Here is a 9,286-nt window from a genome sequence, read left to right as displayed (position 1 = left end):
GGCTCATCGTAATTGAGAGTGTAGAACCGGTCTGAAGCCACCGGACTCGAGCAGACACCTCGCGATGTAATGCGTGAGGTTGCGGAATCCCAGCGCGGACCCGCGTAGATGCTCGAGTCTGCCGTTGATCGCTTCAGTGGGACCGTTCGACGTTCCCGGTCGGGTGAAGAACGCGAGCACATCAGCAGCTCGACGCTTCAACGTTCGTCCTAACCGTTTGAGCTCGACAAGTTCGGATGGCAGATTCGTTGTCAGGGCGTCGATGACCGTTTGCAAGAGTCTCTTGCCCTCTTTGCGGTCCGCGGTTCGGTAGGCGCTGACAATGTCTTGGTAGACGGCCCAGGTGACTTCGACTTCGGTGAAGTTCGGGTCAGCGAAGAGGTTCGCGATTCTTTCCTGCTGCTTGGTCGTGAGTAAGCTGCTGCCCGTGTGCAGAGTTCTTCTTGCCCGGTACAACGGGTCCTTTGCTCGTCCGCGATGGCCGGTTGTCTCTTGCTGAACTCGGCGACGTACCTCGTCGAGGGCATCACCGGCGAGTTTGACGACGTGGAAGGGGTCCATGACTTCGACAGCGTCGGGCAGCTCCTCAGCTGAGGCTGTTTTGAAGCCGGAGAATCCGTCCATCGCGACGACGTCGATGCCCTCACGCCAGTCTTTCGGTCGGTCTTTCAACCATTGTTTGAACACCTGCTTCGAACGGCCAGCCACCATGTCGAGCAGACGTGCCGAGCCTGTTCCCTCGCTGATCGGGGTGAGGTCGATGATGACGGTGACGTACTTGTCGCCACGCCGGGTATGCCGCCATACATGCTCGTCGACACCAATGACGCTGACCCCGTCGAAACGAGTCGGGTCGTTGATCAACAACCGCTGACCTTCAGCGAGGACGGCGGAGTTCGCGGTGTGCCAGGACACTGCGAGTTTCGCAGCGATGACGGACACGGTGTCGTGATCGATGACGAGGGCACGCAACGCCCAGTCGAGGCCGGTTCGCGAGATCTTCGCTCGTGGTGGTGCCGCGGCTGTGGCGTCTTGACGCCAGACGCGGCCACACTCGACGCATTTGTAACGGCGGAGGCGAAGATGAAGCGTGGTTGGTCGGTAGCCGAAAGGTTCGTGGGCCAGACGGCGGACGACGGTATCGCGAACGATCCCGTGGCCACCGCACCGACGGCACCAGTCATCAGCAGTGTTGGGCCGGCATTCCAGAATCGCCTTGTGCCCGGTGATGTTTTGGCCGGTGCAGGTCAGATCGAGGGTGTCGAGTCGGCAGAATGTCGTGAGGTCAGGGGTCGAGAAAGTAGGCTTGGCCACGTCGAGGTCTTTCGGATGGATTGTGTGAGAACTTCCATCATCGGAAGACCTCGACGTCTATCCGCGCAGCGACTCGCCGTGTCCTGGAATCACCGATCTACACTCTCAATTACGAAGAGCCATTTTATCCCCACTGCGCGAGCCATCGCCTCGCGATTTGCTTCATCATCTTTTCGGGCCTGCGCCCTTGCTAGTTGTGAATCCTTGAGATTGCTTCGCAGTTGCCAAACTGCTGCGTAGAAGCCAGCGCCCGTTAGGACCGCCATGACCCAGTCTGCTATAGTTCCCCATTCCATTGTTGCAGTTTACATTTCTCCTTCTCGGCGAGGTCACCGCGTTCTGCCCGCCACGACCGACAACCTCGGCGAGTCCCGCCTCGGCGAGCGAGGACTCACCACGGACGGCAACGATCACGGTCCCGCGTACGCCGTAGAATTGGGAGGGCCGGCCCGACGCCGGCAAGTCCACACAGTTTCGAAAGGACCGAAGTGACCGACGTATTCAGTGACCTCAAAGCCCGCGGGCTCGTGGCGGTGTCGACCGACGAGACCGTGCTCCAGACAGCTCTGGACCAGGAGTCGCTGACCTATTACGTCGGTTTCGATCCGACTGCGCCGAGCCTGCACATGGGCAACCTCGTCCAGCTCATCACGGCCTCGCGCCTCCAGCAGGCCGGGCACAATCCGCTCGCCCTCGTCGGCGGGGCCACCGGCCTCATCGGCGACCCGCGGATGTCGGGGGAGCGCACCCTCAACCCGCGCGAGATCGTCGAGGAATGGGTCGGCAAGATCCGCGCCCAGGTCGAACGCTTCCTCGACTTCACCGGGCCGAACGCAGCCCGCGTCGTCAACAACTACGACTGGACCTCGGAGATCTCCGCGATCGACTTCCTCCGCGACATCGGCAAGCACTTCCCGGTCAACCGGATGCTCGCGAAGGAATCCGTGTCCGCGCGCCTGAAGAACGAGTCCGGCCTGTCCTTCACCGAGTTCTCCTACCAGGTGCTCCAGGGCAACGACTACCTCGAGCTCTACCGGCGCTACGGCTGCACCCTGCAGACCGGCGGATCCGACCAGTGGGGCAACCTCACCTCGGGCGTCGATCTCATCCGCCGCGTCGAGGCCGCCAACGTCCACGCGCTGGCGACTCCGCTCATCACGAAGGCCGACGGCACGAAGTTCGGCAAGACCGAATCGGGCACCGTGTGGCTCGACGCCTCCCTGACCAGCCCGTACGCGTTCAGCCAGTTCTGGCTCAACGCCGACGACCGCGACGTCATGAAGTACCTCAAGGTCTTCTCGTTCCGCCCGCTCGAGGAGCTCGAAGCGATCGGCGCCGAGTTCGAAGCCGCCCCGCACACCCGCCTGGCGCAGAAGGTCCTCGCCGAGGATGTCACCACCCTCGTCCACGGACGCGACCAGTACGATCAGGCGATCGCCGCGGCTGCCGCGCTGTTCGGCGGCGGCGAGCTCAGCGCTCTCGACCCGGCGACCCTCGGCGCGGCCACGGCCGAACTGCCCCGCGGCGAGGTTCCCGCGGCGTCGCTCGGTGAGGGCGTGCCCGTTGCCGACGCGTTCGTCGCCTCGGGAATCGTCAAGTCCAAGGGACAAGCCCGCCGGGCGATCAAGGACGGCGGCGCCTACGTCAACAACGTCAAGGTGTCCGGCGAGGATCAGACGCTCACCGCCGACGACGTCCTCGACACCGCAGGTGGGGGAGTCGTCCTCCTGCGCCGCGGCAAGAAGACCCTCGGAGCGGTCGACATCGTCGGCTGAGACCGGAATCGATGAGCCTGGAACGGATGAGCCGATGAGCAGCGACGACGCCGTGCAGCGGGATGCCCCGCCGCGCGGCGTCGGTCGTCCTCCGGGTGCGGATGGGCGGGATCTGACCGCCGAGGTCTACCGCCTTCACTACCGGGTGCTCCGCCTCGAACGGGCCCTGATCTCCCTGTGCTGCCTCGGTGCTGCCGCTCTGCTCGTGCTGGGGACCTTCCTTCCGATGTTCACGGAAACCACCGCCGAGGATGCTGATGAGCCGTTCTCGGTGGCCACGATCGCGGGCGCCGGGCTGTCGAACTCCAGAGCGGAGGTCCTGCTCGGAGAGGACTCGGGCTCGTCGGACTCCCCGGCGCTTCTCATCGCCTTCCTGGTGGGCTTCATCGGACTGGCGATCATCGTGGCGATGCTCGTCCTCGTCGTGCTGCCGATCGTCGCCGCGGGGCTGATGACCGGCGGTCGGCGCAGATTCTCGCGGATCGTCGCTGTTCTCGGGCTGGTGGGCTCACTCGTCCCGGTGCTCCTCTCGCTCATCGCCGTCGGGCCCGACGAGTCCGATGCCGGGTGGGGTGGAGCCGTGCTGTTGGCAGGCATGATCGCCTCCCTGGTACTCGTATTCGCCTCGGGGCGTGAGGAAGCTGAGCGTCTCAGCTCGTGGTGAAAGGGCTGCGTCGGCCAGAACTGCGAGGCGGAGCCAGACTTCCGCGTAGGGATCTCCCCAGGCAGAAATGCAGACAACCGCAGTTGCCGACCCGGGTCATGGTGGACGACGATGGAACTCCACGACGAAAGAGGAGCACACCGTGAAGACCCTGCTCAACTTCATCTGGCTGATCTTCTCCGGCCTGTGGCTGGCCATCGGCTACTACATCGCCGGCATCATCTGCTGCATCCTCATCGTCACCATCCCGTGGGGAATCGCCTCGTTCCGCATCGGCAACTACGCGCTTTGGCCCTTCGGCCGTGAGGTCGTCGACACCGGGACCGCCGGGATCGGTGCGACGATCGGCAACATCATCTGGCTCGTCGTCGCCGGCATCTGGCTCGCGATCGGACACGTCATCACGTCGATCCCGCTGTTCGTCTCGATCATCGGCATCCCGCTCGGATGGGCGAACATCAAACTCATCCCCGTCTCGCTCATGCCTCTGGGCAAGCAGATCGTCGACAGCGACGCCGTGCTGCCCAGGTACCACCAGCGGTGACGCGAACCGGACCTCAGTCCTGAGACGCCTGCGCCTGCAGCTCCTCGAGCGAGATCTCACCCCGACGCACCGCTTTGAGCACCCGATAGGTCCGAATGACCCGCGGGAGTGCGATGACGAGCAGTCCGCCGAGCATGTTGAAGACGATGACGATGACGAACCACTGGAGGAACTGCAGGATTGAGATGTCGGCGCCGGCGAACATAGCCGCGAAGATCATGATCGCGTTGATCGCCCCGTGGAGCATGCCGAACCCGATGACGAGCAGTCCGGTGACCATGCAGACGATCGCGGTGACCACCTGATTCGTCGCCCCCTGCTGCATGCGCGTGGCCAGGGTGATCGTCGCTCCCGCGAGAAGGGAGAGCCCGATCATCACCGCGAGTGAGGGCTGATCGATGTAGCCGAGGGCCGTGTCGACGAGCACCGCGTGATAGTCGGGCAGGCCGAGAACGATGAGCCAGGCGAACGCCGCCCCGCCCACCAGGTTCGTCGCCAGGCTGATCACCCACAGGCGCACCAGCTGAAGCCAGTTCGCCTCTCCTGCGAGGACGGCATTGAGCGGCAGGAGGAACTCTTCGGTGAACAGCTCGGAATGAGCGAGTTTGAGCGCCAGCAGACCGATGCCGAAGGCCATGCCGGCGAGGATGTCCGACCCTGTGGCCTGTTTGACGAGGATCATCGCCAGGATCCCCAGGCCGACGTCGATTCCACCGAAGAGACCGGTGACGATGAGTTCGGGCAGCTTCCGATTGAGGCGCGCGGCTCCCTCGGTGACGGTTGCAGACGCCTCCTGGACGAGACCGTCTTCGAGGTCGAGATCGTTCTGGCCGAGACGTTCGCGCTGTTCCTTCTGGGTCATGGACCCAGTCTACGATCCGCGCATGCCGCCTTGTCGGATTAAGACGTCACATCTGGGCGGTGATCCGCCGGCTCGCCTGGAGAAGCGTCGAGGTGTGCCTCTCGAGCTCCTTCCTTGTCGTGTCCCCGGTGTTCGCGACGAGATTGATCGTGCCCAACAGGCTGTCGTCCGGTGACCAGATGGGCGCGGTCGTGCTCAGACTGTCCTTGCTCCGCTCCGCCTCGGCGAGGAAATAGCCGGTCTCGCGGATCTGCTCGAGATCGTTCCGCAGCTCCTCGAGGTTCTGCAGGCGACCGCTCGAGAGGGCCACCGGCTCGTAGTCGGCGAGCAGGCGCTCCCGATCCTCTTCCTCGGCGTGTGCCAGCAAGACCTTTCCGCCGCCGACGAAGAGGCCGAGCACCTGTCCGACCGGGAACTGGTAGCTCAGGGGGTTGGGGGCCTCGAACCGGGAGACGAGCACCCGGCGATCCGCCACCCGGACGAACACCGATGACGTCAGAGAGGTGTGGTCCGTCAGTGCTGAGAGCACGCTCGGCGCGACCAGGGCAAGCCGATCCTGGAGGACGAACGAGTGCGACATCGGCAGCACCTGGGGTCCGAGGGTGTAGCCGCGCGGGGTGCTCTTGAGGTAATCGCGCTTGACCAGCTGGCCGATGAGGCGCTGTGTCGTCGCGAGGTGCAGTCCTGTTCCGCGTGAGATCTCGGTCAGGGTCACCGGTTCGTGTGTGCTCGTCACGCACTCGAGGACATCGAGGGCTCGATCGAGCGTCCGTCCCTGGTTGTTCGTCGTTGCCACCGAATGTCCTCCTGAAATCGCCGACGGACCCATCTTCGCAGAGCGAATCGTCGCCGCAGCCCTTGACTTGACGCAGCGGCTGGATCACACTGATCACCACCTACTACACAATGATAGAAACTATCACTCAATGATAGGAGCGCGAAGATGCGTGTTGCAGTACTCGGTCTCGGTGAAGCCGGATCGCTCTATTCGACCGCCTACGTCGAGGCCGGATGTGAAGTCGTCGGGTTCGATCCGCGCCCGATCGATCCTCCCAGCGGGGTGTCGATGGCGGGCAGCATCGCCGAGGCGGTGGCCGACGCCGATCTCGTCCTCGGACTGACGACGGCCAGGCCATCCGTTGCGGTGGCCGAGGAGGCGTCGGAAGCACTGCAGGACGGCGCGCTCTTCCTCGACCTCAACGCCGCGTCGCCCACACGCAAACAGGAGGTCGCCGAGGCGCTCGGCCCGCGAGCGAAGGTCGTCGACGGTGCGGTCATCGGCTCCGTACCGCGCTACGGTGCCAGAGTCCGCGTACTCCTCTCCGGGGCTCACTCCGAGGAGGCCGCCGAGCTTCTGCGGATCGTCGGAGCCGACGCCGAACCCATCCAGGGACGCATCGGTGACGCCTCCCAGCGGAAGCTGCTCCGCAGCGTTTTCATGAAGGGTCTCGGCGCCCTCATCACCGAATCGATGCGGGCAGGAGAGGAGTCCGGGGAGGTCGACTGGATGCGTGCCCAGATCGCAGGGGAACTCGCCGATGGGGAGGCCACGCTCGATCGGCTTCTCACCGGCACCCGGACGCACGCCCTCCGGCGCGCAGCCGAGCTCGGCGACAGCATCGACCTTCTGGCCGAACACGCACACCCCTGGCCGATGAGCGAGGCTGCCCGTTCCGTCCATCTCGGGGTGGCGCGAGCACAGGGTTCGAACCTTGCCGCCGAACTCGCAGCGCTTCCGACGTCCGCCCTCGGCGACGGTGGCGATCGCCTCGGATTCCTCGACTCGGGCATCAAACCCATGTGGGACAGTGCCCCCATCGCCGGACGGGCCTTCACCGTCCTCACACGTCCGGGAGACAATCAAGCCATCCATCGCGCGCTTCCGCTCACCCGCCCGGGCGACATCCTCGTCATCGCCGGCGGCGGTGAGACCGACCGGGCGCTCATCGGAGAACTGATCGCTGAACGGGCTCAGATTCGGGGGATCGCAGGAATGGTCATCGACGGCGCCATCCGCGACGCGGCGGAGATCGCACAGCTCGGCTTCCCCGTGTGGGCGAGAGCCGTCTCACCGGCGGGCCCGTACAAATCGGGACCCGGGCGCCTCCGCGAGACGATCTCCGTCGCCGGAGCGGTCTGCCACCACGGCGACTACATCGTCGCCGATGCCGATGGAGTCCTCGTCGTCCCCGCGACCTCAGCCGAACAGGCGGTCGCAGCGGGCAGAGCGGTGATCGCCGACGAACAGCGACGTCAGAAGGAGATCCGCGCGACGGCTGCGAGCAGCACCCAGTCCTAGGACCCACCACCGATCAGAAAGGGGAGGACAACGATGCCTCTCGCCCTTATCGCCCTGGCAGTCTTCATCGCGGTCATCGTGATCTGGAATGTCGTCATCAAACGGAATATGGCCGAGGCGATGCTGCTCGGCTTCATCGTCACACTGCTCTTCGCGGGTGCCAACGCCCCACAGTTCGCCGCCGACGCCTTCGTCGAAGCCTCCGAGAACGAAGTGCTCTACGCCGCGGTCGCGTTCGTGTTCATGACCTACTTCGTCGAACGGACCGGTGTGATGAACAAGCTCATCACGATCCTCTCCTCTCTGCTCGGGCGTCTGCCCGGCGGGCCGGCCTATGTCGACACCGTCGCCTCGGCGGCCATGGGAGCACTGGCCGGGGGATCGAACACAGGCAATGCCGCCGCATCCGGGTCGATCACCGGCCCGTGGATGGTCCGCACCGGCTGGAAACGTGAACGTGCGGCCACCGTCATCGCCGGCAACGCGGGCCTCGGCGCGGCACTTCCGCCGAGTGCGTCGATGATCATCATGATCGGGTTCGCCGGAACCCTGGTGACGACGTCACAGGTGTATCTGGCGCTGCTCGTCGCGGGCTCGTACCAGGTGCTCCTGCGCATCGGGCTGACCGCCTGGTTCGTCCACCGCGACGGGATCAGGCCGGAGACGGGAGCGGACCACGTCCCTCTGCGGACATCGCTGCGCCTCGGCTGGACGTCAGTGCTCGTCTTCCTCGGCGCGATCATTCCGATCCTCATCACCGTCGGACCTCTCGCGGACTTCCTCTCATCGATCGCCACGATCGGGGAGTCGCTGGGCAACATCTCACTCATCATGTGGATCCCGATCCTCATCATCGCCATCAGCGCGATCGTCGCCCGGAAGGAGCTCCCGAAGAGCGCTCGGCAATGGTGGGAGTTCCTCGCCGGTTCCGTCCCCCGCTTCTACACCATCGGCGCGATCCTCTTCTTCGCGATCATGGCCTCCGAGGTGCTGGCCTCACTGGGCCTCGCCACCGATGTCACCTCGCTCCTGGAGACACTCGATCTGCCTCTCTGGCTGCTCGTCACGCTCATCGGCGTCCTCGTGGTCGTCGTCGCCGGTCCGCTCTCGTCGACAGCGACCCTGAGCGCGGTCGGGCAGGTGGCGCTGTTCTCGATGGTCGCGGCGGGCATCGACCCTTTGCTCGCCGTCGTCGCGATCCTCGTCTTCGCCTCGACGGAAGGCGCCTCGCCGCCGGCCTCGGGATCGATCTTCGTCGCCTCAGGCCTCACCGAGGCGCAGCCGGAGAAGACATTCATCCCCCTGGTCATCTACTACGTCGTACCCATCTTCATCCTCGGCGTGCTCATCGCGCTGAGCATCGTTCCTGTCCCTGTGGGAGGCTGACATGAGAACCACCCTGAAGACCATCCTGCTCCCGCTCTTCACCTTGGCCATGGCGATCTTCCTCGTCCTTGCCTTCACCATCGTCATCACCCAGCTCGTCGGTCTCGTCTTCGCTCAGGGGGCGTGGATCGACGCCGCCTATGAGACCTTGGCGCGACCGAGCATCATCGCCGCCATCGTCGTCAGCCTCCTCGGCTACGCCTATTACACGACCACCGGCGCCGAGGCGGATGACTGATGCTCTGTCACTGGGCCGGCTGCGGGGATCCTCCCGCAGCCGGCCCTCGGGGCGCCCTCGTGAAGAGCCCCTTTCCCGCTTGACTACAGCGGTGACGGTTGTCACAGCCGAAGTTTCGGTTTTCGGGTTGCGTGGGGGTGTTCTGGTGGTCTAGAGTTATATCTCGTTCGCCTCACCGGGAACACCACAACAACGCGGTGTTTC

General features: G+C 64.7%; 9 protein-coding genes. 6 read left to right on the top strand and 3 right to left on the bottom strand.

Translation table 11 applies throughout. From position 1 onward, the window contains the following. Positions 1-3: 3 nt before the first annotated feature. Positions 4-1,314 carry an ISL3 family transposase gene (locus EZE58_RS06200; RefSeq protein ID WP_167560104.1) on the bottom strand — a complete coding sequence of 437 codons (1,311 nt, stop codon included), beginning with the start codon at positions 1,312-1,314 and terminating at the stop codon, positions 4-6. 488 nt (positions 1,315-1,802) lie between these two features. Here EZE58_RS06200 and tyrS point away from each other — a divergent pair, with 488 nt between their 5' ends. From tyrS to EZE58_RS06185, 3 genes are all read left to right on the top strand, one after another. Further along, positions 1,803-3,089 carry a tyrosine--tRNA ligase gene (tyrS, locus tag EZE58_RS06195; RefSeq protein WP_167560102.1) on the top strand — a complete coding sequence of 429 codons (1,287 nt, stop codon included), beginning with the start codon at positions 1,803-1,805 and terminating at the stop codon, positions 3,087-3,089. Between the two features lie 34 nt (positions 3,090-3,123). Beyond that, entirely contained in the window at positions 3,124-3,753 is a 630-nt protein-coding gene (locus EZE58_RS06190) for a hypothetical protein (protein ID WP_063250031.1), read from the top strand. Between the two features lie 142 nt (positions 3,754-3,895). Next, the gene (locus EZE58_RS06185; RefSeq protein ID WP_063250032.1) at positions 3,896-4,297 is read left to right on the top strand and encodes a YccF domain-containing protein; all 402 of its coding nucleotides are present in this window, start codon (positions 3,896-3,898) and stop codon (positions 4,295-4,297) included. A 13-nt stretch (positions 4,298-4,310) separates the two neighbouring features. Here EZE58_RS06185 and EZE58_RS06180 read toward each other — a convergent pair whose 3' ends face one another. Beyond that, complete coding sequence (locus EZE58_RS06180) at positions 4,311-5,159, bottom strand: formate/nitrite transporter family protein (RefSeq protein ID WP_009381138.1); 849 nt, start codon at positions 5,157-5,159, stop codon at positions 4,311-4,313. 46 nt (positions 5,160-5,205) lie between these two features. Next, entirely contained in the window at positions 5,206-5,955 is a 750-nt protein-coding gene (locus tag EZE58_RS06175) for an IclR family transcriptional regulator (RefSeq protein WP_167560100.1), read from the bottom strand. A gap of 147 nt (positions 5,956-6,102) precedes the next feature. On the opposite strand from EZE58_RS06175, the gene EZE58_RS06170 reads away from it, so the two are divergent. The 3 genes from EZE58_RS06170 to EZE58_RS06160 are packed head-to-tail and all read left to right on the top strand — an operon-like array spanning position 6,103 to position 9,082. Beyond that, positions 6,103-7,458: a DUF1932 domain-containing protein gene (locus EZE58_RS06170; RefSeq protein WP_063250034.1), complete on the top strand. Its 1,356-nt coding sequence runs from the start codon at positions 6,103-6,105 to the stop codon at positions 7,456-7,458. A 33-nt stretch (positions 7,459-7,491) separates the two neighbouring features. Continuing rightward, positions 7,492-8,844 (top strand): TRAP transporter large permease subunit, encoded by a 1,353-nt coding sequence (locus tag EZE58_RS06165; RefSeq protein WP_063250035.1) that lies wholly within the window; start codon positions 7,492-7,494, stop codon positions 8,842-8,844. 1 nt (position 8,845) lies between these two features. Continuing rightward, on the top strand, positions 8,846-9,082 hold the full coding sequence (locus tag EZE58_RS06160) for a hypothetical protein (RefSeq protein ID WP_063250036.1): 237 nt from the start codon (positions 8,846-8,848) through the stop codon (positions 9,080-9,082). Positions 9,083-9,286: the final 204 nt, after the last annotated feature.

This window comes from Brevibacterium sp. LS14, from assembly GCF_012027885.1.
Lineage (GTDB): Bacteria > Actinomycetota > Actinomycetes > Actinomycetales > Brevibacteriaceae > Brevibacterium > Brevibacterium casei.
This window is presented reverse-complemented; position numbering and strand designations above follow the sequence as displayed.